Annotated in this window: 20 protein-coding genes and 2 pseudogenes; 15 read left to right on the top strand and 7 right to left on the bottom strand. The window is 70.0% G+C overall.

The features are described 5' to 3' along the window. Positions 1 to 5: 5 nt before the first annotated feature. A complete protein-coding gene (paaZ, locus tag PV963_RS35820; protein WP_274820618.1) occupies positions 6 to 1,586 on the bottom strand; it encodes a phenylacetic acid degradation bifunctional protein PaaZ in 1,581 nt (526 codons plus the stop codon). Positions 1,587 to 1,635: 49 nt separating this feature from the next. Continuing rightward, positions 1,636 to 2,520, bottom strand: a complete 885-nt coding sequence (locus PV963_RS35815; protein WP_274820617.1) for a VOC family protein — start codon at positions 2,518 to 2,520, stop codon at positions 1,636 to 1,638. Between the two features lie 81 nt (positions 2,521 to 2,601). Here PV963_RS35815 and PV963_RS35810 point away from each other — a divergent pair, with 81 nt between their 5' ends. The 11 genes from PV963_RS35810 (at position 2,602) to PV963_RS35760 (ending at position 12,928) form a co-directional block, all read left to right on the top strand. Next, a complete protein-coding gene (locus PV963_RS35810) occupies positions 2,602 to 3,180 on the top strand; it encodes a carboxymuconolactone decarboxylase family protein (protein ID WP_274820616.1) in 579 nt (192 codons plus the stop codon). Beyond that, positions 3,177 to 4,025, top strand: coding sequence for a fumarylacetoacetate hydrolase family protein (locus PV963_RS35805; protein WP_274820615.1), 849 nt, complete (start codon positions 3,177 to 3,179; stop codon positions 4,023 to 4,025). Before PV963_RS35810 ends, PV963_RS35805 begins: the two co-directional genes overlap by 4 nt. Positions 4,026 to 4,047: 22 nt before the next feature. Continuing rightward, positions 4,048 to 4,590 (top strand): MarR family winged helix-turn-helix transcriptional regulator, encoded by a 543-nt coding sequence (locus PV963_RS35800; RefSeq protein WP_274820614.1) that lies wholly within the window; start codon positions 4,048 to 4,050, stop codon positions 4,588 to 4,590. A 127-nt stretch (positions 4,591 to 4,717) separates the two neighbouring features. After that, complete coding sequence (locus PV963_RS35795) at positions 4,718 to 5,248, top strand: cupin domain-containing protein (protein WP_274820613.1); 531 nt, start codon at positions 4,718 to 4,720, stop codon at positions 5,246 to 5,248. Further along, positions 5,245 to 6,444 (top strand): cytochrome P450, encoded by a 1,200-nt coding sequence (locus PV963_RS35790; RefSeq protein WP_274820612.1) that lies wholly within the window; start codon positions 5,245 to 5,247, stop codon positions 6,442 to 6,444. The genes PV963_RS35795 and PV963_RS35790 overlap by 4 nt, the downstream gene beginning before the upstream one ends. A gap of 23 nt (positions 6,445 to 6,467) precedes the next feature. Then, the gene (locus tag PV963_RS35785) at positions 6,468 to 6,791 is read left to right on the top strand and encodes a 2Fe-2S iron-sulfur cluster-binding protein (protein ID WP_274820611.1); all 324 of its coding nucleotides are present in this window, start codon (positions 6,468 to 6,470) and stop codon (positions 6,789 to 6,791) included. Next, positions 6,788 to 8,029 carry an NAD(P)/FAD-dependent oxidoreductase gene (locus PV963_RS35780; protein WP_274820610.1) on the top strand — a complete coding sequence of 414 codons (1,242 nt, stop codon included), beginning with the start codon at positions 6,788 to 6,790 and terminating at the stop codon, positions 8,027 to 8,029. The genes PV963_RS35785 and PV963_RS35780 overlap by 4 nt, the downstream gene beginning before the upstream one ends. Continuing rightward, positions 8,026 to 9,480 carry a class I adenylate-forming enzyme family protein gene (locus tag PV963_RS35775; protein WP_274820609.1) on the top strand — a complete coding sequence of 485 codons (1,455 nt, stop codon included), beginning with the start codon at positions 8,026 to 8,028 and terminating at the stop codon, positions 9,478 to 9,480. The genes PV963_RS35780 and PV963_RS35775 overlap by 4 nt, the downstream gene beginning before the upstream one ends. 97 nt (positions 9,481 to 9,577) lie before the next feature. Continuing rightward, on the top strand, positions 9,578 to 10,696 hold the full coding sequence (locus PV963_RS35770; RefSeq protein ID WP_274820608.1) for an alcohol dehydrogenase catalytic domain-containing protein: 1,119 nt from the start codon (positions 9,578 to 9,580) through the stop codon (positions 10,694 to 10,696). A gap of 124 nt (positions 10,697 to 10,820) precedes the next feature. After that, entirely contained in the window at positions 10,821 to 12,011 is a 1,191-nt protein-coding gene (locus tag PV963_RS35765) for an acyl-CoA dehydrogenase family protein (RefSeq protein WP_274820607.1), read from the top strand. Then, positions 12,008 to 12,928, top strand: coding sequence for a 3-hydroxybutyryl-CoA dehydrogenase (locus tag PV963_RS35760; protein WP_274820606.1), 921 nt, complete (start codon positions 12,008 to 12,010; stop codon positions 12,926 to 12,928). Before PV963_RS35765 ends, PV963_RS35760 begins: the two co-directional genes overlap by 4 nt. Before the next feature lie 104 nt (positions 12,929 to 13,032). Here the strand turns inward: PV963_RS35760 and PV963_RS35755 are convergent, their stop codons facing one another. After that, positions 13,033 to 15,354, bottom strand: a complete 2,322-nt coding sequence (locus tag PV963_RS35755; RefSeq protein ID WP_274820605.1) for an RICIN domain-containing protein — start codon at positions 15,352 to 15,354, stop codon at positions 13,033 to 13,035. Between the two features lie 519 nt (positions 15,355 to 15,873). On the opposite strand from PV963_RS35755, the gene PV963_RS35750 reads away from it, so the two are divergent. Continuing rightward, on the top strand, positions 15,874 to 16,383 hold the full coding sequence (locus tag PV963_RS35750; protein ID WP_342456443.1) for a dienelactone hydrolase family protein: 510 nt from the start codon (positions 15,874 to 15,876) through the stop codon (positions 16,381 to 16,383). Between the two features lie 3 nt (positions 16,384 to 16,386). On the opposite strand, the gene PV963_RS35745 is transcribed toward PV963_RS35750, so the two are convergent. The 4 genes and pseudogenes from PV963_RS35745 to PV963_RS35730 form a co-directional block, all read right to left on the bottom strand. Further along, positions 16,387 to 17,601 (bottom strand): DUF418 domain-containing protein, encoded by a 1,215-nt coding sequence (locus PV963_RS35745; protein WP_274820604.1) that lies wholly within the window; start codon positions 17,599 to 17,601, stop codon positions 16,387 to 16,389. An 88-nt stretch (positions 17,602 to 17,689) separates the two neighbouring features. Further along, positions 17,690 to 17,881 carry a hypothetical protein gene (locus PV963_RS35740; RefSeq protein ID WP_274820603.1) on the bottom strand — a complete coding sequence of 64 codons (192 nt, stop codon included), beginning with the start codon at positions 17,879 to 17,881 and terminating at the stop codon, positions 17,690 to 17,692. Positions 17,882 to 18,010: 129 nt separating this feature from the next. Further along, positions 18,011 to 18,578 (bottom strand): annotated as a pseudogene (locus PV963_RS35735) (IS701 family transposase); the annotation flags it as partial. A gap of 234 nt (positions 18,579 to 18,812) precedes the next feature. After that, complete coding sequence (locus tag PV963_RS35730) at positions 18,813 to 19,706, bottom strand: alpha/beta fold hydrolase (protein ID WP_274820602.1); 894 nt, start codon at positions 19,704 to 19,706, stop codon at positions 18,813 to 18,815. Positions 19,707 to 19,790: 84 nt separating this feature from the next. On the opposite strand from PV963_RS35730, the gene PV963_RS35725 reads away from it, so the two are divergent. The 3 genes and pseudogenes from PV963_RS35725 to PV963_RS35715 all read left to right on the top strand — a co-directional run bounded on the left by PV963_RS35725 (position 19,791) and on the right by PV963_RS35715 (position 23,429). Further along, positions 19,791 to 20,378, top strand: a complete 588-nt coding sequence (locus PV963_RS35725; protein ID WP_274820601.1) for a CGNR zinc finger domain-containing protein — start codon at positions 19,791 to 19,793, stop codon at positions 20,376 to 20,378. Between the two features lie 231 nt (positions 20,379 to 20,609). Further along, positions 20,610 to 20,906, top strand: a pseudogene (locus PV963_RS35720) (helix-turn-helix domain-containing protein); the annotation flags it as partial. 534 nt (positions 20,907 to 21,440) lie between these two features. Further along, positions 21,441 to 23,429, top strand: a complete 1,989-nt coding sequence (locus PV963_RS35715; RefSeq protein WP_274820599.1) for an NACHT domain-containing protein — start codon at positions 21,441 to 21,443, stop codon at positions 23,427 to 23,429. Positions 23,430 to 23,436 lie beyond the last annotated feature (7 nt).

Below are 23,436 nucleotides of genomic sequence, written 5' to 3'. Positions count from 1 at the left end.
TGACGTCAGGCGTGGTCGGCAGGCGAGGACGACGGGGTGCTCCACAGCGAGTCGAGAACCCGTTGCGAGGCCTGCAGTGCCGTGCGCTGCATCAGGTCCACGACTCCACGGGTGCCTGCCATCTCCGATCCGCCGCCGGCCCGGCCGGGGCCCCCGTGCTTCAGGGCGGGAAGCGGCGATCCGTGGCCGGTGGTCTGCGCCATGTTCGTCGAGTCCAGCAGGTGCAGTCGCCCGTGCCAGGGGGCCGCCTCTTGGACGAAGGCGGTCGTCCAGGCGAGGTCGTCGCCGACGACGGAGGCCGCGAGGCTGCCCCGGCCGCGCGCCACCAGGTTCGTCGCGTGGGCCGTGTCGCGGTACGCCAGCACGGTCGCGGCCGGTCCGAACGGCTCCACCTCGTGAGGTGCGGCGGCGTCCGGGTCGGCGGAGACGAGAAGGGTGTCGAGGAACGCCCCCCGTTCGGAGTCGGCGTCGAGCACGCGCACCTTCTCGGGGTCGCCGTGCACGAAGCGTCCGGACTGGGCGATCTTCCGCGCCGCCTGCCGTACGTCGTCGCGCTGGGCGAGGCTGACGACCGGCCCCATCCGCACGCCCTGTGCGGCGGGGTTCCCGATGGTGACCCCGGCGAGCTCGGCGGCGATCGCGTCGAGCGCTGCGGCCTCGTGTTCGCGGGGGACGAGGACGCGGCGGATCGCGGTGCACTTCTGGCCCGCCTTGACGGTCATCTCGGTCACCACCTCGCGCACGAACGCCTCGAACAGCGGGGACCCCGGGGTGACGTCCGGGGCCAGCACGATGGCGTTGACGGAGTCGGCCTCGGCGTTGAAGCGGACGGAACGGGCCACCAGGTTGGGGTGTGTGCGCAGCGTTTCAGCCGTTGCGGCGGAGCCGGTGAAGGAGAGGACGTCCTGCTCGCCGAGCAGGCCGAGTGCCGGGCGCACCGAACCGGCGACCATCTGCAGGGCGCCGGGCGGCAGGGCGCCGGCGTCGGTGACGATCCGGACCAGGTGCTCGGTGAGGTACGCGGTCGGGGTGGCCGGCTTCACCACGCTGGGCATGCCCGCCAGCACGGCCTGGGCGAGCTTCTCCAGCGGCGCCCACACCGGGAAGTTGAAGGCGTTCACCTGGAGCATCAGGCCCGGGGAGGGGCTGACGAGGTGGACGCCCAGGAAGTCCTCGCCCCGGGCGAGGCGTTCGGCGGGGCCTTCCACGAGGTGGGGCGCGTCCGGCAGTTCGGCGCGTGCCCGCATCGCGTAGTCGCGCAGGACGCGGATGCCGCCGTCGACGTCGTAGCGGGCGTCGTCGAGGGTGGCGCCGGCGCGGGTCGAGAGGACGTACAGCTCCTCACGGCGAGCGCGGACGGCCGCGGCGAGCGCGTCCAGGATGTCGGCCCGCCGGTGGAAGGTCAGCGCGCGCAGCGTGGGGCCCCCGGCGTGGCGCGCGTGGTCGAACGCGCCCGCGAGGTCCAGGCCTTGGGAGGAGACGCGGCAGACCGTCTCGCCGGTGACGGCGTCGTGCACGTCAACTGCCGTCGCGTCGGCGGCAGATGGCGCGACCCAGGTGTCCTGCAGGTAGCTTTCGAGAAGCATGGGATACGGCCCGCTTTCTTTCAGTGGGGTCGGGGGACGCGAAGTCGGGCTACGGAACCGGGTGGTGACCCCAGATGTCGGCCGTGTAGGTGCGGCTGACCCAGGTGCTCTCGTCGACCTGCACGCCGCCCGTGCCGATCTCGATGCCGAAACCGGCGGGCGACTTCATGTAGAACGAGAACATTCCGTCGTTTGCGTGCTTGCCGAGCGTGGCCATGAGTTCGACGTCGTGCTCGCGCGTGCGGTCGAGGGCGCGGCCGACCTCCTCCGGACTGGTCACCTCGCACAGGATGTGGTGGGTGCCCTCGTTCTTGTACGAGCGGATGAAGGCGACGCTGTGGTGTCTCGGGTTGCAGCCGAGGAAGTAGAAGGTGCCCCAGGGGTAGTCGGCGGTGTCGCTGAGCCGGAAGCCCAGGACGTCGCAGTAGAAGTCGACGGCCTCCTGGACGTGCGGCGTCTTCATCACGACGTGCCCGAGCCCCTGCTCGCCGGTCACGAAGTCGACGCCGAGCGGTGACACGAACTGGCTGGGGGCCAGGCGGCGGCCGCAGAACAGCTCGGTGCGGATACCGAGCGGGCCGCTGAAGTGCACCATGCGGGCCACCTGGCGGTCCAGGCACTCCTCCTCGGTGCCCGCCGTGACGTCGACGCCGGCCTCCTTGAGCCGCACCGTCATCGCGTCGATCGCCGCCCCGTCGCGGACCTCCCAGCCGATGACCGTCACACCACCGGTCTCCGCCTCCGTCAGCCACATGCGGAACGGATGCTGGTCCATCCGCAGGCGATAGCGCACGGGCCCCTCGCCCGGGGCGGAGCCGCTGTCGGACGCAGCCCCGGGTTCGACCGCGAGGCCGATCACCGTGCGGGCGTACTCCGCCCACGCTGTCGGATCGGGCGCGCCGATCCCTACGTAACCAAGGCTCTGGATCGTCATGCCGAGGACGATATTTGTTAGACTCTTGACGGTCAAGGCTCTGACGAATACGTTGCCGTCATCGAGCCGAGGAGGACTCCGATGCCGGAGAAGCCCCGCCTGCAGCCCGTCGACGAGGCGGATCTACAGGAGAAGACACTGGCGTCGCTGGCGCCGTACCGCGACCAGGACGGCCGGATCTACGCGATCTGGGCGACCCTGGCCCACCACGAGGACGCGCTGCGCCGCTACCTCGTCTTCAGCAACCACGTGCTGGGCAAGAACACCCTGCCGCTGAGGTCCCGGGAGCTGATGATCCTGCGGATCGCCGCCCGGGCGCGGGCCGCGTACGAGTGGGACCAGCACGTCCGCATCGCCCGCCGCGCCGGCCTCACCGACGAGACGATCCTGGCCGCCGCGGCCGGAACCTGGGACGGGCTCGACGACCTCGACCGGCTGCTGCTCACCGCCACCGACTCGCTCGTCGACCGGCAGGGCGTCGACGACGAGCTGTGGAACCGGCTGACCGCGCACCTGAGCACCGAGCAGGTCATCGACGTCCTCTACACCGTCGGCCAGTACCTGACCATCGCCACCGTGATCAACACGCTCGGCGTCCGGACGGAGGGCGACCTCGCACTCCCCCTCCCGCAGCCCGACCAGAAGGAAGTGCCCGCATGAAGCTCGCCAACCTCGCCGGCCGTCCCGTCCTCGTGCAGGGCGACCGCGCCCTCGACATCGCGGACGCCGGCAAGGGTGCGATCGAGCCGCGCCTGGAGGTCCTGTCCGACCTGTCCCTCCACGAGGAGCTGCGCGCGCTCGCCGAGCGTGCCGACGAGGCGGACTGGAAGCCGTTCGACCCGCGCGACCTGGGCCGCGTCGCCAAGCCGTACAAGGCGATCGGGGTGGCCCTCAACTACCGTGCGCACGCCGAGGAGTCCAACCTCCCCGTGCCGGACGAGCCGTCGGTGTTCGCGAAGTTCGCCTCGTCCGTCGTCGGCCCCTACGACCGCATCGTGGTCGAGCCGCAGTACGACAAGGTCGACTACGAGGCCGAACTCGTCGTCATCATGGGGAGGACCGGCAAGAACATCTCCGAGGCGGACGCCTGGTCGTACGTCGCGGGAGTGACCGCCGGGCAGGACATCAGCGACCGCCGCGAGCAGTGGCGCAAGCCGATCAACCAGTTCACGCTGCCGAAGTCGTACGACACCTTCAGCCCGATCGGCCCGTACCTGGTGACCGTCGACGAGTTCGAGGACCCGGACGACATCGAGGTGGCCGGCTGGGTCGACGACCTCGAAGTGCAGCGGGGCCGCACCTCGGACCTGATCTTCCCCGTGCCCGCCCTGATCGCCTGGCTGTCGAAGCGGGTGACGTTCGAGCCGGGAGACCTGATCTTCACCGGCACCCCGGCCGGCTGCGGCGTCCGCCGCACCCCGCGGCTGTACCTGACCGAGGGCAAGATCCTGCGCACCGAGGTCACGGGCGTGGGCACTATGGTCAATCCGGTCGTCGCCGGCTAGACAGAGGGAAGGGCGGGAGACCGTGACGGACACCGTGCGCGGGAAGGGGAGCACCGGCGCGAGCCGGACCCGGGAGTTCTCGGAGTTGCTGCGCCACCACCATCGTGAGCTGGGCACGACCGATCCCCGGGACCTCGACGCGATCGAGATGGTCACCGACCTCACCCGTCTCGAGGCGCGGCTCACCAAGGACTTCGAGAAGCACGTCCACCGGCCGCTGGGCCTGACCTGGGCGGGCTTCCGGATCCTGAACGCCCTGTGGATCTACGGCCCGCTCGGCCAGCAGGACATCGGCCGGGTCTCCGGATCCACCCGCGCCAGCATCTCGAGCGCGCTGACGACCCTGGAGAGCCGGGGCCTGGTCACCCGCGAGCGCGTCGAGTCCGACCGCCGCCAGCTGTTCGTCGAGCTCACCCCCGAGGGCCGTGAGACGCTGCGGCAGGCCATCGAGGCCCAGACCCAGCGCGAGCGTGCCTGGACCGGCGTACTCCGTGACGACCAGCTCAGTGAGCTGGTACATCTGCTGCGTACGCTGGTGCACCAGGAGACCCCGCCCGCGGAGTGACCGGGCCCCGGGAAACCGGCCATCCACCGACTCGTGCTCGGAGCCGCCGTAGCACGACCGCCGAAAACAGTTAGACCCTTTACCGTCAAGCATCTAACAGTAGGTTGGTTTCTCAAGGGAGAGAATCATGGTCCGTCGAGTCGTCACCGGTGTCAGCCCGAGCGGCAAGCCCGTGATCGTCAGTGACGGCGAGCCGCCGCGCACCAGTCGGTCCGTCCACACCCCCGGCTTCGCCCGCTCCCTAGTGTGGAACACGGCGGCCCCCGCCGTCCCGTCGGCCGATCCGACGGCATCCCTGGAGTCCTTCGTGCCCGCGCCGGGCGAGACGGTCGCGCTGACCGTCACCTTCCCGCCGGCCAGTGTCTACGCCGACCCCGGCTGGGACCCGGCCGCCGCGGCGGCCGAGCAGCTGCAGTTCAGCCCCGGTCTCGCCGAACTCTTCGAACCGGACAACCCGGGCATGCACACGACGCCCACCGTGGACTACGGCGTGGTGCTCTCCGGCGAGCTGGTCCTGGACCTCGACGGCGGCGAGACCGCGGTCCTGGGGCCCGGCGACATCGTCGTGCAGAACGCCACCCGCCATGCCTGGCGCAACAACGGCACCGAGCCCGCCACGGCGTTCTTCGTCCTGATCGGCGCGGGCGGCACATCATGAGCGTCCTGACGACGGCCGCACCCGGTGCGCCCGTCGTCGAGCTCGACCTGGCCGAGCTGCGCCGCGACCCGTATCCCTGCTACGCCGAGCTGCGCCGCACCGCACCGCTCGCCTGGGTCCCGTCGGTCGGCCGGCATCTGCTGACCCGGTACGAGGACATCGTCCGCGCCGAGAAGCTCCCCGAGGTGTTCAGCTCCCGCGAGGAGGGGTCGCTGCTGCTGCGCACGGTCGGCCCGAACCTGCTCCGCGAGGACGACCCGGAGCACCGGCGCCTGCGGGCCGCGGCCGAACCGCCCACCCGTCCCCGCCAGGTCCGCGACCTGTGGGCCGGCGCCTTCGAGCGCACCGCGCACGAACTGCTCGACCGCATCGAGGGCCGCGGCGAGGCCGACCTCATCGCCGACTTCGCGGAGCCGCTCGCCGCCGCCAACCTGGCCCTGGTGCTGGGCCTGCGCAACGCGAGCGCCGACGACATCGCCGACTGGTCGCGGGCGATGATGGCCGGCAACGGCAACTACGCCGACGACCCCGACGTCTGGCTCCGCGCCGAGCAGGCGACCCGGGCCATCGAGGAAGCGGTGGCCGAGACGGCCGAGGCCGTGCGCCGCGAGCCCGACGGCTCGGTGATCTCCTCCATGGTCCACGCGGCCGAGCCGGTGGAACTCGCCGAGATCCAGAACAACGTCAAGGTCATCATCGGCGGAGGCGTCAACGAGCCGCGCGACGTCTTCGGCGTCGGCGCGTGGGCGCTGCTGCGACGCCCCGAGGCGCTGGAGCGGGTGCTCAGGGACCCGGCGTGCTGGAAGCGGGTCTTCGAGGAGACCGCCCGCTGGATCTCACCGATCGGCATGTATCCCCGCCAGCTCACCGAGGACCACGAGATCGCCGGCGTCACTCTGCCCGCCGGCAGCCGCGTCGCCCTCGTCATCGCCTCCGGCAACCGCGACGAGTCGGTCTTCGAGCGGGCCGACGAGTTCGACCTGGACCGCCCGCACCGCCCGCATCTCGCCTTCGGCGGCGGACCGCACTTCTGCATGGGCGCGTGGGTAGCGCGCCACGAGGTCAGCGCGATCGCCTGGCCCCTCGTCTTCAGCCGTCTGAAGGGACTGCGCCCCGTCGAAGGCGCAGACGACCGCATGGACGGCTGGGTGTTCCGCGGACTCACCTCGCTGCACGTCACCTGGCAAGCCCCCTGAGCCGTCCCCATCGGGAGAACTTCATGCCCACCGTCATCTTCCGGTCGCCCGACGGGACCGAACGCAAGGTCACCGCCGAGTCGGGGACCGTCCTCATGCAGGCGGCCGTCGCCAACGGCGTCGAGGGCATCGTCGCCGAGTGCGGAGGCAACGCCTCCTGCGCCACCTGCCACGTCTACGTCGCCGAGGACCGGTCCGAGCTGGTGGGCCCGCCGGGCGACGTCGAGGACGAGATGCTCGACTTCACCGCCGCCGAACGCCGGCCCACCAGCCGGCTCAGCTGCCAGATCCAGCTCTCCGACGCCCTGGACGGACTGGTCGTCCACGTGCCCGAGGAGCAGGTATGACGAGCCCAGCGGGCGTGGTCGTCGTCGGCGGCGGACAGGCCGGGTTCAGCGTCGTCTCGACGCTGCGCGCATCCGGCTACGACGGTCCCGTCACCGTGTTCGCCGCGGAACCCCATCTGCCGTACCAGCGGCCGCCGTTGTCGAAGAAGGCGCACACCGAGCCGGACGGCCTGCGCGTCGAACTGGTGCCGGAGTCCTTCTACGGCGAGCGAGACATCGACCTGCGCCTCGGGGACGATGTGATCGCCCTCGACACCGCGGCCCGCACGGTCCTCACCCGGGCCGGCACCCGTCTCTCCTACGACCACCTGGTGCTGGCGACGGGCGCGGACAACCGTCGGTTGCCCTCCCCCGGCGCCGAGTTGTCCGGCGTCCATGCCCTGCGCTCCCTCGACGACGCCCTGACGATCGGCCGGGCGCTGGAGACGGCCCGGGACGTGGTGGTCGTCGGCGGCGGGTTCATCGGGCTGGAGCTGTCCCGGGTCGCTCTGGCCCGCTGCGCCCGCGTGACCGTCGTGGAACTGGCCGACCGGCTGCTGAGCCGGGCCGTGTCGCCGGAGCTGGAACCGCGGCTGCGGGAGAGGCACGAGCGCGCCGGTGTCCGGGTCCTCACCGGGGCTGCCGTACAGGCCCTGGAAGGTGCGGGACGGGTCGAGCGGGTCGTCACCTCGCAGGGCGTTCTGCCCGCCGATCTCGTGGTCTACGGCATCGGCGCCGTACCCAGGGACGAACTCGCCCGGGAGGCCGGGCTGGAGGTGGCCGACGGCGTGGTCGTGGACGAGCAGTTGCGCTCGGTCACCGATCCGCGGGTCTCCGCCGTCGGCGACTGCGCCCGGCATCCGCATCCGCACACGGAGGGGCTGGTGCGGCTGGAGTCCGTGCAGAACGCCATCGACCAGGGGGCGTTGGTGGGCCGCCGTATCGCGGGGTCACCCGCGGTGTACGAGAGCCTGCCGTGGTTCTGGAGCGACCAGGGCGACGTCAAGTTGCAGATCGCCGGGCTGCGCTCCCCTTCCGACGAAGTGCTGCTGGTGACGGGCGAATCCCCTGAGCGGCTGGCCGCGTACGCCTTCCGCGCGGACCGGCTGGTGGCTGTCGAGACGCTGAACTGGCCCGCCGAGCACCTGGCCGCCCGTCGGCTGCTGGAGGGGAAAGCGCCGGTGTCGGCCGCCGACCTGGCGGGGACGACCCTCGGCGCGCTCGCCCGCGCCAGACGCACCGCGGAGGTGAGAGCATGACCAGCACCTTCGGCGCGCACCTCGCCGTCAGCGCGGCCGAGGCCGGCCACCGAACCGCCCTCGTCTTCGAGGACCGGACCTGGACCTACGCCGAACTCGACCTCGCGGTACGGCGCACCGTCGCCCGGCTCGACAAGTTCGGGGTGCGCAAGGGCGATCGGGTGGTGATGCAGGGGGCGCCCCGGCCCGAGGCGTTGATCACGCTGTTCGCGGTGACGCGGATGGGGGCGGTGCTCGTGCCGCTGCACCCGCAGGTGACCGAGGGCGAACTCGCCGTCGTGTGCGAGGAGACCGGCCCGACGGCCCTGGTCGCCGACGAGACGTTTCCCGCGGTCTCCGGTCTCCGTCTGGCCTGGGAGGACCTGAATCCCGAGGAGGACGAGGGACCCGAGGCGGTCGCGCACGCCACCCCGGTCGGCTCCGACATCGCGATCATCGCGTTCACGTCCGGCACCTCCGGCCGTCCCAAGGGCGTCGCACTGACCCACGACAACCTGTACTGGAGCATGGTGGGCGGGCTGGCGCGGCTGCCCTTCGGCGCGGACGACACCGCGCTCGTCTCCACCCCGCTGGCGCATGTCGCCGTACTGGGCGGGCTTCCGCAGTACACCTGGGCGAGGCGCGGCACGGTGATCCTGGCCCCGTGCTTCGACCCGGACCTGTTCGTCGACCTGGTCCGCGACCACAAGGTCACCTGCGCCTTCGCCGTACCGGCCATGTCCGCCCTGCTGGCCCGCCACCCCCGGTTCGGCAGCCAGGACCTGGACACCCTGCGGTGGATCCTGTCCGGCGGCTCACCCGCCCAGACCGCCACCCGCGAGCAGTTCCGGGCCCGCGGGGTCGGCGTGGTCAACTCCTACGGCCTGACCGAGACCGCGGCCGGGGTGACGTACTCCGCGCCCGACGAGCCGGCCGACTCCACCGGAGCACCCGTCCCGCAGGTCGAGTTGAGGGTCGTGGACGCGGCCGGGTCGCCCGCCCCGCCGGACACACCCGGCGAGATCTGGGTGCGCGGGCCGTCGGTGGCCGCCGACTACTGGACGGCTGCCGGGCCAATGGCCGTGACCGACCGCGAGGGCTGGTTCCACACCGGGGACCGGGGGCTGTTCGACGCGGAGGGCAGGCTCTCGGTGGTCGGGCGGCTCAAGGACACCATCATCACCGGCGGGGAGAACGTCGATCCCGCCGAGGTCGAGAACGCGCTCGCCGACTTCCCAGGTGTCGTCGAAGTCGCGGTCTCCGGGGCTCCGGACCCGGTCTGGGGCGAGCTGGTGACCGCCTTCCTGGTCACCGACTCCGGCGACCCCACCCTGGACGGCATCCGTGCCCACCTCGACGGCAGGCTCGCCCGGCACAAGTGGCCCCGGCGGCTGTGCGTCGTACCCGCCCTGCCCCGCGGGGCCACCGGAAAGCTGCAGCGCGCGCGGCTGACGACGCTGCTGGACAACTGACCCACCCTCCACAACTCCCAGAGGCCGCGCCACCGTTGGCGCCGTCTCCCCCAGCCGTACCCGAAGCCGAACCCGAAGCCGAACCCGAGGAGACGCCATGAGTGCGACCATGCGAGCCGCGCGGATGCACGCCGTCGGCGAGCCGATGAGGATCGAGGAACTGCCCGTTCCCGAGCCCGGCCCCGGTGACGTCCGCGTGGCCGTCCACGCCGTCAACATCGTTCCGAACCTCGCCAACATCCTGAACATGTGGACGACTTGGTTCCCGCACAGCCCGCTGCCGACCCTGCCGGCGATCTTCGGTCTCGACCCGGCGGGTGTGGTGGAGTCCGTCGGCCCGGGTGTCCAGGCGTTCAAGCCGGGCGACCGGGTGTACGTCAACCCGGGCCGCTCCTGCGGCTCGTGCCGGTCCTGTCGCAACGGCGACTCGATCAACTGCGCCAGCTACGCCTTCGCCGGATATTTCGGCTTTTCACCGACGGCCCTGGACCTGCTGGACCGCTACCAGGGCGGCCTCGCCGAGTACATGGTGGCGCCCGCGTACTCCCTGGTGAAGCTGCCGGACGCGCTGTCGTTCAACGCGGCGGCCCGCTTCGGCTACCTCGGCACCATGTACTCCGCCCTCCGCAAGGCCGGGGCCGGCCCGGGCAAGACGATCCTGGTCAACGGCATCAGCGGCACCCTCGGCATCGGCGCCGCACTCCTCGCCCCCGCCATGGGCCTGACCCACGTCTACGGCACCGGTCGCGACAAGGGCCTGCTCGACCAGGTCGGCAAGCTCGCCGACGGACGCCTGCGGCTGCACGCCCTGGACGACGGCCCGCTCGACGACTGGGTCCGTGAGGAGACCGACGGCTACGGCGCCGACATCTACATCGACGCGCTCGGCCCGGGCGCCCCGCACGAGACGTTCCTGGCCGGCATGCGGGCGATGGCACGCGGGGGCATCGCGGTGAACATCGGCGCGGTCGCCGGCGATCTGCCCGTCGACATCCACCGGATGATGGACCAGCAGCTGCGGCTGATCGGATCGGCCTGGTTCACCTCCGGCGAGGGCCAGGCCATGGCGGACATGGTGGAGGCCGGTCTGCTGGACCTCGGACCGCTGGAGCACCAGGTCTTCCCGCTGGAACAGGTCAACGACGCCATCGGCGGCTTCGCCCGGCGCAACGGCGGATTCAGCAACTTCATCATCAGCCCGACCGCCGCCTCGTGACCGTCATCAGCCCGACCGCCGCCTCGTGAGCGACCCGGCGGCCTCCCACCAGCCGGAGGCCGCCGGTACCCCCCTGACCGGCGGCCTGTTCATCTCGTAGCCTTCGGAACCCTGGAGACCCCTGATGCACGCCCAGCACGCCCCACGCCCGGCCGACCCTCTCGACCTCGTCGAACTCGACAGCCTGCTGACCCCGGACGAACGCGCCGTCCGCGATGCCGTCCGCACGTTCTGCGACCGGCGCGTGGAGCCCCACATCGCCGACTGGTTCGAGCAGGGCGCGATCGAGGACATCCGTGGCCTGACCAAGGAACTCGGCGAACTCGGCCTGCTGGGCATGCACTTGGAGGGCTACGGCTGCGCGGGCATGAGCGCCGTCGACTACGGTCTCGCCTGCCTGGAACTGGAGGCGACCGACTCCGGACTGCGCTCCCTGGTCTCGGTCCAGGGCTCGCTGGCCATGTACGCGATCCACGCCTTCGGTTCGGAGGAGCAGAAGGAGGAGTGGCTGCCGCGCCTCGCGGCAGGGACCGCGATCGGCTGCTTCGGACTCACCGAGCCCGACTCCGGCTCCGACCCGGGCAGCATGCGCACCGCGGCCCGCCGTGACGGCGACGACTGGGTCCTCGACGGGCGCAAGATGTGGATCACCAACGGATCGGTGGCCGACGTGGCCGTCGTCTGGGCCCGTACGGACGACGGCGTGCGCGGCTTCGTCGTCCCGACCGACACCCCGGGTTTCTCCGCCCCCGCGATCAAGCACAAGATGTCCCTGAGGGCCTCGGTGACCAGCGAGCTCGTGCTGGATTCGGTACGACTGCCCGGATCCGCCGTGCTGCCGGAGGTACGGGGTCTTCGCGGGCCGCTGTCCTGCCTCAACGAGGCGCGCTACGGCATCGCGTGGGGCGCGATGGGCGCCGCCCGGTCGGCTTTCCGGACCGCCCTGGCCTACGCCGGCGACCGCGTCCAGTTCGGCCGCCCGATCAGCTCCTTCCAGCTGACCCAGGCCAAACTCACCGACATGTCGGTGGAGTTGGCCAAGGGCACGCTGCTCGCCTTCCACCTCGGCCGCATCAAGGACGACCGCGGACTTCGCCCCGAGCAGGTCAGTCACGGCAAGCTCAACAACACCCGTACCGCATTGGAGATCTGCCGGACCGCCCGGACGATCCTCGGCGCCAACGGCATCTCGCTGGAGTACCCGGTGATCCGGCACGCCAACAACCTGGAGTCGATCCTCACCTACGAGGGCACCGTGGAGATGCACACCCTGATGATCGGGCAGGCACTGACGGGCCAGGCGGCGTTCCGGTGAGCGATGCGCCAGGGCCCGGCATCCGCCGGGTCGGGGTCGTCGGCTGCGGCCTGATGGGTGCGGGCATCGCCGAGGTCTGCGCCCGGGCCGGGCTGGACGTGGTGGTGCACGAGGTGCACGCCGGCGCGGCCGGGGCCGGCCGGTCCCGGATCGCCGCTTCGCTGGAGCGCGGCGTACGGCGCGGCAAGCTCTCCGTGACGGAACGCGACGCCGTCCTCGACCGGGTGCGGGTCACCACGCACCTGGCGGAACTGGCCGACCGGGACCTGGTGGTGGAGGCGGCGACGGAGGACGAGAAGGTCAAGGTCGAGCTGTTCGCCGAGCTGGACCGGGTCGTCACCCGCGAGGACGCGCTGCTCGCCTCGAACACCTCCTCCCTCCCCATCATGAAACTGGGCATGGCCACCGCACGCCCGCACCAGGTGATCGGGGTCCACTTCTTCAACCCGGTGCCGGTGCTGGAGCTCGTGGAGATCGTCCCCTCACTGCTGACGGCCCATCAGGCACAGGCCCGTGCCGAGGACTTCGTCACGCAGGCGCTGGGCAAGAAGGTCATCCGTGCCCAGGACCGGGCCGGGTTCGTGGTGAACGCCCTGCTGGTGCCCTACCTGCTCTCCGCGATCCGGATGCTGGAGTCCGGCCATGCCTGCGCGGAGGACATCGACACCGGCATGGTCCTCGGCTGCGCCCACCCCATGGGCCCGCTGAGCCTGGCCGACCTGATCGGCCTGGACACCCTCACCGCCATCGCCGAGGCGATGTACGCCGACTTCAAGGACCCGCAGCACGCCCCGCCTCCCCTGCTGCTGCGCATGGTGGAGGCAGGTCTGCTCGGCCGGAAGTCCGGGCGCGGCTTCCACGACTACTCCGAGGCTGGTGTGGGAGCGGGCGTCCAGGTCTTCGGCGCCCGGGACTGACGGAAGCCGTTCCGGCTCCGCTGGTCCGGGGACCTCCAGGTCGGCCGGGGGCTGTCCCGGCCGACCTGGAGTGTTGTTCCTTCCCCGTGTGCCGGCGGGTGCCGTCAGCGCACGTAGACGTTGGGCTGCGGCGGGCGGGTCATGCCGGCGCCGAGGAAGTAGCCGGGGTGGGGCGGCTGGTTGTAGGCGGTGTTCTGCCAGGCCAGGGCGGTGCGGTACTGGGCGTCGTGGGCCAGGGTGTGCAGTTTGGTGGTCGTGGGGGTGGACGTGGCGTAGATGCGCAGGGCGTTGTTGCCGGAGTGGCGCCAGATGACTTCCTCGCGCCAGTCGCCGAAGAGGTCGCCCGAGAGCACCGGGGTGGACTTGGTGCCGTTGCTGGAGGCCACGCCGCTGCCGGTGAGCAGCCGGGTGTCGCCGCCGGTGCCGTACTTGTCGATCTGGGTGCCGTTCAGCAGTTCGCGCACCGGATCGGCGTCCCACCAGGCGAGGAAGTTCGCCGAGGACGGGTTGCGGCCGACGTTGCCTCCGGAGGAGTTGCGCAGGTTGCTCATGTTCGGTCCGGAGCCCCAGAACTCGGCGCCCGCGTTGCCGGCGTAGATGTCACCGGCAACGCCACGGCCCGGTCCCTCGTCGGAGCCACTGGTGGGGGTGCGGTGGATGACCTGTCCGGTGCGGGCGTCGTGGAGGTCGGAGCCGGGCTGGTTGCTCGCCTCGTGGATGGAGAAGACCTCCAGGCCGGTGCGGCCCGGCACGAAGTCGCCGACGTGCAGGGCGTCGCCGTGGCCGAAGCGCGTGGCATACATCAGGCGGCCGTTGTCGTCGATGGTCGCGGAGCCGTAGACGATTTCCTGGCGGCCGTCGGCATCGACGTCGGCGACGGACAGCTGGTGATTGCCCTGGCCGTACGCGGCGCCGTTGCCCGAGGCGTTGGAGTCGAACGTCCATCGCTTGACGAACTGCCCGTTGCGAAAGTCCCAGGCGGCGATGACCGCGCGGGTGTAGTAGCCGCGGGCCATGATCAGGGACGGGCGCTGTCCGTCCAGGTACGCGGTACCGGCCAGGAAGCGGTCCGCGCGGTTGCCGTAGTTGTCGCCCCAGGAGGAGACGTTGCCGCGCGGCGGGTCGTAGTTGACGGTGGCCATCGCGGCGCCGGTCAGACCGTTGAACATGGTCAGGTACTCGGGCCCGGCCAGGATGTAGCCGCTGGAGTTGCGGTGGTCGGCGCCCGCGTTGCCGATGACCGTGCCCTGCCCGTCGCGTGTGGCGTCCGCCGTCTTCATGGCCACTTCGGCCCGGCCGTCGCCGTCGTAGTCGTACACCTGGAACTGCGTGTAGTGCGCCCCGGCCCGGATGTTGCGGCCGAGATCGATGCGCCACAGCCGCTGGCCGTTCAGCCGGTAGGCGTCGATGTAGACGTTGCCGGTCACGCCGGGCTGTGAGTTGTCCTTCGCGTTGCTCGGGTCCCACTTGACGATCAGCTCGTACTGCCCGTCGCCGTCCACGTCACCCGGGCTCGCCTCCACCGGCGTGTAACCCGAACCGGGCGAAGACAGCGGCACATCCAGGTAGTTGCCGCCGGTGAAGCGCAGCGAGGGCTCCGAAGCCGGCTGCTCCGTGCCGTTCACCACCGCGCGCACGGTGTACGAGGCATCCGAAGGGGCGCCGCTGTCAACGTAGTTGGTGGAGTCGGTGACCGGCGAGCCGTTCACCTTCGTGCCGTTGCGGTACACGTTGAACGCTGTTTCATAGCCCTCGGTGCCCAGCAGCCGCCAGGACACCAGATTGTTCGAGCCCGAACGCACCGAGACCAGGCCCCGGTTCAGGTCCTCCATCTGCCGGGCGTCACCGACCGGCGGGTCGGGATCCGGGCTGGTGCCGCCGTCGACCTTGACCAGCCGCCACTGCTGATTGAAGCCGTCGACGTCGTTGTACTGCGAGATCCGGGCACCTTCGTCCGTCGACTGCTCCCAGACCTCCAGAGCCTTGCCGCTGTTGCGGTTGATCAGCTGCACATACTGGCTGTCGATGTCGACCACGCCGAACTGCTGATTGACGGCGTTGTTGTCCGTCCACTGCAGCACGTTCGCGCCGTTGGCCGTGGACCACCCCTCGACGTCGAGCACCTTGCCACTGTGCCGGGCCTTGATCCGGTAGTACCCGTTGCCCGAATCGGCGAACTGGAATTGCTGGCTGGCAGCGGTTTCAGGGGTCCGCTGGACGACCCCGGCGCCGTCGGCGGTGGAGCCTCCTGAGATGTCGATGGCCTTGCCGCTGTGGCGTGAGACCAGTTGGTAGTAGGCGGACGTGTCGATCACGGCCGCGCTCGCGCTGGACACGGGCAGGGCGACCAGCGAGACGGCGGCCAGCAACACCGCCAGCAACAACGTGACCGGCCCACGGGTTCTTCGCAGACTCCGGACGGACATGTGCGGCTCCTTCACGTGGGTGGGCAGGGCTTGTTCCGTGGTCCCGGCACCATGAATGAAACGATTCACTTACGCCGTACACGCGGGAGGGATCTTGCCTTGGATCACTGGGAGCGCTCCCACTGAGGCTAGAAGGGGCTTCCAAGAAGCGGCAAGACCTTTGCACGGACCGAATGTGACAATCTGTTTGATCAAGCCGGTTCCCCGACGCAGGGTCCCGGCCGGCCGTCCCTGCATGCGACCGATTCACGCCGGCGCGTCGACTGATCTCAACTGGGGATTAGCGGGCGGTCGTTACCTGATCAGCGCTGATTCCCACCCCACGGCGAGACTCGGGAACCTGTCGGGCTGACGCCTTGCCGCATGCCGGGTGCCTCAGTAGCCTCCTCAATTGTCAACAGAACCGAAAGAACCTCAACGACCTATCCGACTTCGCGACAGAACCTGTCACGCCCGGGCCGCACGACGTGCCGGTATCGCAACTCGCCGAATCCACCCCTCTGATGGCGTGCCTCTCGAATCCCGCACAGGGGCCGCGTTTGTCATGGACGCGCCTCTCCAGGGCTCATCCGCTGTCCTGGCGGGCTGCGGACACGCCCTGCACGAGGAGGAACAGAGTGCGACCGCGATACCCGGCTCCTCGCCGCACTGGACCACCTCGTCCAGCGCAGCCCGGTGCGCGACCGGGTTGATCCCCAGCGGCTCGGAGTGATGGGTCACTCCATGGGCGGCGGCGCCATCAGCGCGGCCCAGCGGCGGCCGTCGCTGAAGGCGGCCGTCCCGTTCGCGCCCGCCTCATTCTCACCGGACCTGTCCAACGTCCAGGTGCCGACGATGGTCATGGGCGCCCGGGACGACGGCACCGTCACCCCGTCCTTGCGCGACACCCTCTACGCCACCCTGCCCGCCGGCACCGAGGGCGCCTTCGTCGAGCTTTCCAGCGGCGGCCACGCATTCCCCACACGGGGCAACTCGAACGTGACGCGACGCGTGATCCCCATGTTCGACGGCGGGGCGGCCTCACGCTGACGGTCAGGACGCCTTCTGGGCAGGGGAACGTTCGCGGGACGGACCGTAGGTGAGCCGGCGGAGCGCTGTCTCGGCGGGACCACGCCGGTTCATGCGTCGCAGCACGTCGGCTATCAGTACGGAGCACGCCCAGACGATGACGCCGACCAGCACGGTTTCCGCGACGCCGAGGTGCCGGCCGAGATTCAGCGTGTAGGGCGCGAACAGACCGAGCCAGGCGACCGACTGCAGCAGATAGCAGGTCATCGAACGCTGACCGCAGGCGCTGAGCGCGGTCACGAGCGGACCGCGCTGCTCGCCGACACGTACCGCCAGCAGCCCGATCAGGGCCGCGTACCCCAAGCCGCCCGCGACTCCGCCGGCCATGTGCAGTACGCCTGCCATCCCGAGCGTGGCCTGTGACGGGTCGGTCCACACGAGCGAAGTGATCAGCGCGAGTGGGAGCCCGCCGGCGATGGCGGCGGCGATTCCGATCGCGGCCGTGTTCCGCAGGAACCGCTGATGGCGGCCGGGCTCTTCCAGGACACGTCGACGGGCGGCCCAGACGCCGAGCATGAACGGTCCGACCGAGATGAAGACCAGCATCAGCGTCGAGCCCGGCCAGCCGGTCGCCCGGTTGAGTGCGTCCCGGAGAGGATTCTCAGTCGTGCTGACCACCGCGCTGGCCCCGCCGTCCATGTCAGCGCTCGCCGATATCAGGGAGAACAAGGTCGTGCTGATGAGGCACAGCACGCCGGCGGCCACGAGCAGCGACCTGTCCCTGAACCTGAGAATCCCGGCGAGCAAGAGCGCGATGAGCCCGTAGGCGGCCAGTATGTCGCCGGAGTACAGCAGGACGGCATGGCAGCCACCGAAGACGACCAGCCAGCGGCCGCGCTGTCGCAGCAGACGGCGGATGTCGTGCCACTCCCTCCCCGCAGCCTGTTGCCGTCTGTGGATCTGCGCTACTCCGTACCCGAACAGGGCGGCGAACATGGGGTATCCGCGAGTGTCGCCCATGACGGTGACCACGCCCGCGACGGCCCGGTCCAGTAATCCGCCCTCGGTGGGGTAGCCGAGCGGTAAGTAGTCGTCTGCCTGAACGTACATGTGCGCGTGAACGACAGCGATCACGAGCAGCATCACGCCGCGCGCGAGATCGGGAGCCAGCGAACGCCGACCGGGGGCCACAGCGCTGCCCGTGGGAATCGTGTTCGCGGCGTCGGTAGAGGAGGTCATAAAAAATAATAGCAACTTATTTTAAGCTCCGTCTACCTCTCTGGGGCTTCCGCCCATCAGCGCGGGCACCAGCCCGCCAGCGAGACGGTCAGGACGCGCCCATGACGCCGGTCAGGGAGCTTCCGGAGCCGTACCGGTACTCCAGGGCGGTGCCGAGGAACGTGTACATGCCGTACCAGCCGAGCATCACCAGGAAGGTCGCCAGCACGTACGCCGGCACCCTCGGCGCCAGGAAAGCCCGGGCCCATCCCACCGACGGCTCGGGGCCCGCCTCCGACACGGAGCATCACCGCCAGGACGAGGACACCGAGCGGCGACAACAGGCCGAAGGTCCACCGCCAGCCCGCCCACTGCCCGACGAAGGACCCCATCGGCACGTCCAGCACCAGCGCGAGCGACCAGCTCGACACGAGGATGCCCACGACCTTGGCGCTGCGACCCAGCCCACGCGGTGCCCGGCGCCGAGAAACCGGCCGATCATACGGGCGGCCAGTTCCGGCTTGGTCGCGAAGGCGGTGTCCTCGCCCAGCCCTGCGGCCCGGCAGCGATCCGGGTCGCACGTCCAGGAGCGAGGGATGTACAACTCACGGTCCACCGCCGGGTGCCCGCACAGTCCCGCGTAGACGAGGTAGACGGCGACCTGGGCATTCTCGATCCGACCCGCAGTTCCGGTGTATTGGCGCTGGAACCCGACGGTGTGGGTGCCCTTCTTCAGGTCGCCGGTCTCGTCGACTACGAGGACTGCTTGGTCGTCGTGCAGCTGCTCTAGTGCGTAGTCGCGAACGTCGTCACGCACCGCGTCGGCGTCCCAGGAGGCCCTGCACAGCAGGGGCTGCATGCCGCGGGCTGGCTTCCCCGGCCCACTCTGCGATCGTCCAGCAGTTCTTCCGCGGCAGGTCCGACAGCAGTCCCAGCACCAACCGCCCGGCCCGCAGGCGGGGTTCGTACCGAGCGAACCGGCCCGCGATCCAGCCCATGGTCACCTCGAACGCCTCCCGCCACCGGGCGGGAGGCACCGTCTCATCGTTTGTCCACACAACTCACGATGATCAACGGTGGCCGCACCCGTCCCCGCACCGGCCGCCACCTGTGGTTGAGCACCCGTGAGCTTTGAGTTGGGTGGCTGAGCATCGGGATTAGCCCTCTGGGTCGCCGTCGCTCCGGCTGCCCATGCCTCGACCACGGCGATATGACGAGTGCGAACGGGCCGGTCAGGCCCAGGTGCGGGTGAGGAAGTCGGCAATCAGCAGGGCGATTTCGGGCAAGTGATCCTCCAGGGCGAAGTGACCGGTGTCGAACAGGTGGAGTTCGGCGTCCGGCAGGTCGGAGAGGTAGGCAAGCGCGCCGGGTTCGGGGAAGAACGGGTCGCGGCTGCCCCAGGTAATCAGAGTCGGCGGCCTGTGCTTGCGCAGCCACGCCTGCCAGTCGGGGTAGGCGGCGATGTTGCTCTTATAGTCGTAGGCAAGCGCGCGCTGCGCCTGCTTGCGGCCGGGCAGGTCGAGAAAGTGCTGGTCGAGCACCCAGCCCTCGGGGGCGATCAGTTCAGGGGCGGCGATGCCGCCCTCGTACTGGGCGCGGGTGGCGCCCAGGGTGAACAGGCCAAGGACGGCCTGCTCGGCGCCAGGTGTGTCGGGGGTGAGGGCGGTGAACTCGCGGGCCGCCTCCGACAGCCCCTCGGCGTACGCGTTGCCGTTCTGCACGATCAGGCCCGCGACACGATCCGGGCGGCGGAGCGCCAGGCGGAAGCCGACGGGGGCGCCGAAGTCGAAAAGGTACATCGCGAAGCGGGTTAGGCCCAGGCGTTCGGTGAAGCGCTCGACGACATCCGCGAGCCGCTCGAAGGAGTAGGTGAACCCGTCCGGGGCGCGGGTGTGTCCGAAGCCCGGGTAGTCGAGGGCGATCAGCCGGTAGTGGCGGCCGAGGGTGTCGATGAGGCGGCGGAACTGGTGCGAGGCGGAGGGAAAGCCGTGCAGGAGCAGCACCACCGGGGCGTCGGGACGCTCGGGCAGGGACTCCCGGTAGAAGACCTCCACCTGATCGACCTCGACGAACCGGTGGACGGTCCGGGCCGGAACAGCAATGCGGGGCGGTGTCGCGGACGTCATGTCACATGCCTCCTTGGCGCAAAGATGCATTAGTCCTAGCCTCGCCCCGACTAACGTGTCAAGCGAGCGATGTAGCATTAGGGCATGGCTGACAGTGCACCGCTGACCGGTGAGGTCCTGGCTCTGGACCTGGTCAACACCCGCCCGGTGGACGCCGACGGGCGCGTGGATCTGCTCGCCACCCCGCGACAGTTGTCCGACTGGCTGGCCCTGGAGGGGGACCGCGTCCAGGGAGAGGTCCGGGACACCGCACCGACACGGGCCGACCTCGCCCCCGTCCACGCCGTCCGAGCACACACCGAAGCCGCCGTCCGGGCATTGCTGAACGGAACCGAACCCCCCGGGTCCGCCCTGCGCGGACTCACCGAGGCCCAGCGTGCGGCGCCATCTGTTCGCGAACTCGGCTGGGACGGCACCGCGGTCACCGCCATCTCCCGCCGCACCGGCCCCCTCGGCACCCGCCTCGCCGCACTGCTGGCCGAGGCCGCCGCCGAACTGCTCAGCGCCCCCGCGATCGGCAGGCTCAAGGAGTGCGAGGCCGACGACTGCGTCATGGTGTTCCTGTCGTCACACCCCCGCCGTCGCTGGTGCTCCCCCACCCGCTGCGGTAACCGGACCCGCGTCGCCCGCTACTACCGGCGCCACAACCCGGCCGACGTGTCCCGTACCTGACGGAGACAGCGACCACTCCCGCAGACCTGCTCTCTCAAGGCCGAGAGCTCACCGGCCAACCCCAGACGCCCACGGGCCAACTCACGCGCTCACGGGCCACCCCAGACGCCCTCAGCCTCACCACCAGCAAGATCACGATCTACAGCTGGAGTACTACTGACTTCGGCTCGTCAGGGTGAGCTTTCCTGAAGTGCCTGCTGGGCCTGGGGTAGTGGCTGTATTCCGTGGTGTGTGAGGTATGCGGGTGGGGGCGGGCTGACCCCTGCGGGACGTCAGCGCCGGGAGATGGTGCGGATGAAGGCGGCCGAGTTGTTCGAGCAGAAGATCAAGCCGTCCGAGGTGGCACGGCGCCTGCGGGTGAGCCCGAAGTCGGCTTACCAGTGGCATCAGTTGTGGCGGGACGGCGGCGTGCAGGCGCTGGCCTCCCGCAGCCCGAGTGGATCGCGATGCCGGCTGTCCCCGCGCTGTCTGGAGAAGCTGGCCGCATACCTTGATGAAGGACCGGCCGCGCACGGATGGGTGGAGGACGCCGCCCTACAGGATCCAAACGCGAAGTGAGATGCACGTCACACGCGGGCATCCCTGATGCAAGGCCGTTCTGCACCTTGCTGTGACTGAGCACTTCAGTTGGCCGTTGAGCGTTACAGGTGGCCAGTCCAGTACTCACCACCGCCGTGCTGAGCAGCGGTCGGCTGCGCCAGGTACTGAACTGCGGTTTTGGGCAGACAGCGCGTTCGATGAGACTGATCGGTATGCAGCCGGCGCACGCACGCACCCACCGGGAAGCCCCTTCGTCACAGCCACCTGTTGTCCTGCATCGTGAGGTGGGGCCTCCAGCCGGCTCAGCACCTCAAAAGGCGGTGGCCGGCGAGCGGCCACGGGCTCCCAGCGGCTCACAACCGTCCTGCCACCTCCACCAACGGAAACCTTGTGCAATCAACAGGCCGCCCGACCGTAGACAGCTGCATCAGTCCACTGGTCCGAAATCGGTCCGTAGCGCCTCGTCACAATCCGGCAGCGAACCGGTGAAACGGACTCCTGCGACGGGGCGGGCTGGCCAGCATGATTGCCATGACACGATCGCGGACGCGTCGGGCTGCCGCCATCTATGCCGTCTTGCAGGTCACGGCTGCGGCGCTGGCGTTGTGGCTGACCAAGCATTTTCAGGTGGCGCGGATGTCCGCCACGATGATCGCCCTGGCCCCCACCATGCCTGCCGCTTACCTGGCATGGGCCGCCTACCGCGACGACCGACGAGAGGCAGCAGACCCCGGCGCCAAGGCGGCCATGCTGGCCGCCGCAGTGACTGCGGCCGAAACCCGACAGCGCGCTCAGCTGATCGGGCCCGGTGCACACCGTATCGATCTGACTTTCCACCACCGCTTGGAGCCGGCCAACAACGCCACCGGTGCCGCGCCGAGCGGTCGCCTCACCGACATCGTTGCCTACTACCGAGAGCTGCATCCGGCCCGGCTGGTTGTTACCGGCGACGCGGGCGCCGGCAAGACTCTCCTTGTGCTGGACCTCCTGCTGGGCCTCCTGACCCACCCCAACCGCACCGAAACGGACCCCGTCCCGGTCCGGCTCTCCCTGGCCGGCTGGGACACCGACTGCCCCTTTCAGGACTGGTTGACCGACCAGATACACCGGCAGTTCCGCGACCGTGGCCTCACGGCCGCCGACGCGTCGGCCTTGGTCGATCAGCACCGGATCCTCCCGGTCCTGGACGGCCTGGACGAGATGGACACCGATGCCACCCCACTCGCCCACCGTCGCGCCGCACGCGCCCTGCAGCAGCTCAACGCCTACCAAGCCCCCACTGGCAGCGCCCCGGTCATCCTCACCTGTCGCACCGACCCATACGAGCAGTTGGCCGCGCTTGACGTGCGGATGCGCGAGGCCGCCCGCATCCAAATCGCTCCTGTCGCTCCAGCACAGGCCGCCGCGTATCTGACCGCCCGCAGCACCCGCCCCAGCCGCTGGGTCCCCTTGCTCGACACACTCACCACCGCGCCCGACGGTCCCCTGGCTCGCGCCCTGAGCACTCCGTGGCGACTCAACCTGGCTGCCGTCGCCTACGAGGAACGTGATGCCGACACCCTTGCCTACCTGCGTGAACCCGGCGACATGCTCGCCCTGGACTCCCCCACCGAGATCCGCGACCACCTGTTGAGTCTGTACCTGCCCGCCGCCGCCCACCAACACCCCACCCGCTCCGGCAGATACCGTCCCGACCAAATCCACCGCTGGCTCTCCCACCTCGCCACGTACCTGGCCGCCGACGCTCCTCCTCGTGTCGGCGGCGGCACCGACCTCGTCCTGCACCAGCTATGGCCGATGGCGGGCCTTCGCCGCGTCCGGGCAGTCGACCTTCTCCTCACAGCCGTTGTTGTCCTGGCTGCGGGTGTTGCTCTGACTAAGCTCCCGGACGGCGCCAGCCTCTCGACGGCCTTCGTGTTGTTCACCCTCGTGGCCGTATGGCAGGCCAGTCGCTCCGTCATTGCAGAGCCCAACACGCTCAGTTGGGCGCGTAGCCCAGCTCGCCGCCGCGAGATGCTTGTGTGGGGACTCATGATGGGACTCATCTCCGGGATCGGCTTGGGTTTCGCAACACGGTTCGTGTTCGGGATCGCGTCCGGGGTTGGGTTCGGGCTCCTGTTTTTGCTCGGGGTCGGCTCCACGGCATCTCTGGGCGACGTCACTTCAACCGACCCCCGCTACGTGGTGAGAAACGATCTCCTGTATGCGCTCGCAACCGGGCCCATGATCGGCCTGATCCCCGGGCTCGTGCTGTGGGTCCTGTCCGGGCACGCCTCCGGGGTCGCGTCCGGGATCGCGCTTGGGCTTATCTGCGGTACTTGGCTCCAAGCCAGGGCGTCCCGCCGTTACCTGATCTTCCTGTGTTGCTCACGCTGGCGGCTACCGTGGCGTTTGGGGTTCTTCCTGCACTGGGCCTACGGGGCCGGCCTGCTGCGGGTCTCTGGCGTGGCCTATCAGTTCCGCCACCGAGAACTGCAGGACTGGCTCGCCGCACATCCCCGTCCTTACTGACTTCGGT

It is taken from the genome of Streptomyces coeruleorubidus, from assembly GCF_028885415.1.
GTDB lineage: Bacteria > Actinomycetota > Actinomycetes > Streptomycetales > Streptomycetaceae > Streptomyces > Streptomyces coeruleorubidus_A.
This window is presented reverse-complemented; position numbering and strand designations above follow the sequence as displayed.

Bases quoted from the DNA above. Each gene is read 5' to 3' on its own strand.
- paaZ (WP_274820618.1), bottom strand. From the start codon at position 1,586: ATGCTTCTCGAAAGCTACCTGCAGGACACCTGGGTCGCGCCATCTGCC.
- PV963_RS35755 (WP_274820605.1), bottom strand. From the start codon at position 15,354: ATGTCCGTCCGGAGTCTGCGAAGAACCCGTGGGCCGGTCACGTTGTTG.
- PV963_RS35785 (WP_274820611.1), top strand. From the start codon at position 6,468: ATGCCCACCGTCATCTTCCGGTCGCCCGACGGGACCGAACGCAAGGTC.
- PV963_RS35810 (WP_274820616.1), top strand. From the start codon at position 2,602: ATGCCGGAGAAGCCCCGCCTGCAGCCCGTCGACGAGGCGGATCTACAG.
- PV963_RS35765 (WP_274820607.1), top strand. From the start codon at position 10,821: ATGCACGCCCAGCACGCCCCACGCCCGGCCGACCCTCTCGACCTCGTC.
- PV963_RS35775 (WP_274820609.1), top strand. From the start codon at position 8,026: ATGACCAGCACCTTCGGCGCGCACCTCGCCGTCAGCGCGGCCGAGGCC.
- PV963_RS35725 (WP_274820601.1), top strand. From the start codon at position 19,791: ATGGCTGACAGTGCACCGCTGACCGGTGAGGTCCTGGCTCTGGACCTG.
- PV963_RS35795 (WP_274820613.1), top strand. From the start codon at position 4,718: ATGGTCCGTCGAGTCGTCACCGGTGTCAGCCCGAGCGGCAAGCCCGTG.
- PV963_RS35815 (WP_274820617.1), bottom strand. From the start codon at position 2,520: ATGACGATCCAGAGCCTTGGTTACGTAGGGATCGGCGCGCCCGATCCG.
- PV963_RS35780 (WP_274820610.1), top strand. From the start codon at position 6,788: ATGACGAGCCCAGCGGGCGTGGTCGTCGTCGGCGGCGGACAGGCCGGG.
- PV963_RS35770 (WP_274820608.1), top strand. From the start codon at position 9,578: ATGAGTGCGACCATGCGAGCCGCGCGGATGCACGCCGTCGGCGAGCCG.
- PV963_RS35745 (WP_274820604.1), bottom strand. From the start codon at position 17,601: ATGACCTCCTCTACCGACGCCGCGAACACGATTCCCACGGGCAGCGCT.
- PV963_RS35790 (WP_274820612.1), top strand. From the start codon at position 5,245: ATGAGCGTCCTGACGACGGCCGCACCCGGTGCGCCCGTCGTCGAGCTC.
- PV963_RS35805 (WP_274820615.1), top strand. From the start codon at position 3,177: ATGAAGCTCGCCAACCTCGCCGGCCGTCCCGTCCTCGTGCAGGGCGAC.
- PV963_RS35730 (WP_274820602.1), bottom strand. From the start codon at position 19,706: ATGACGTCCGCGACACCGCCCCGCATTGCTGTTCCGGCCCGGACCGTC.
- PV963_RS35715 (WP_274820599.1), top strand. From the start codon at position 21,441: ATGATTGCCATGACACGATCGCGGACGCGTCGGGCTGCCGCCATCTAT.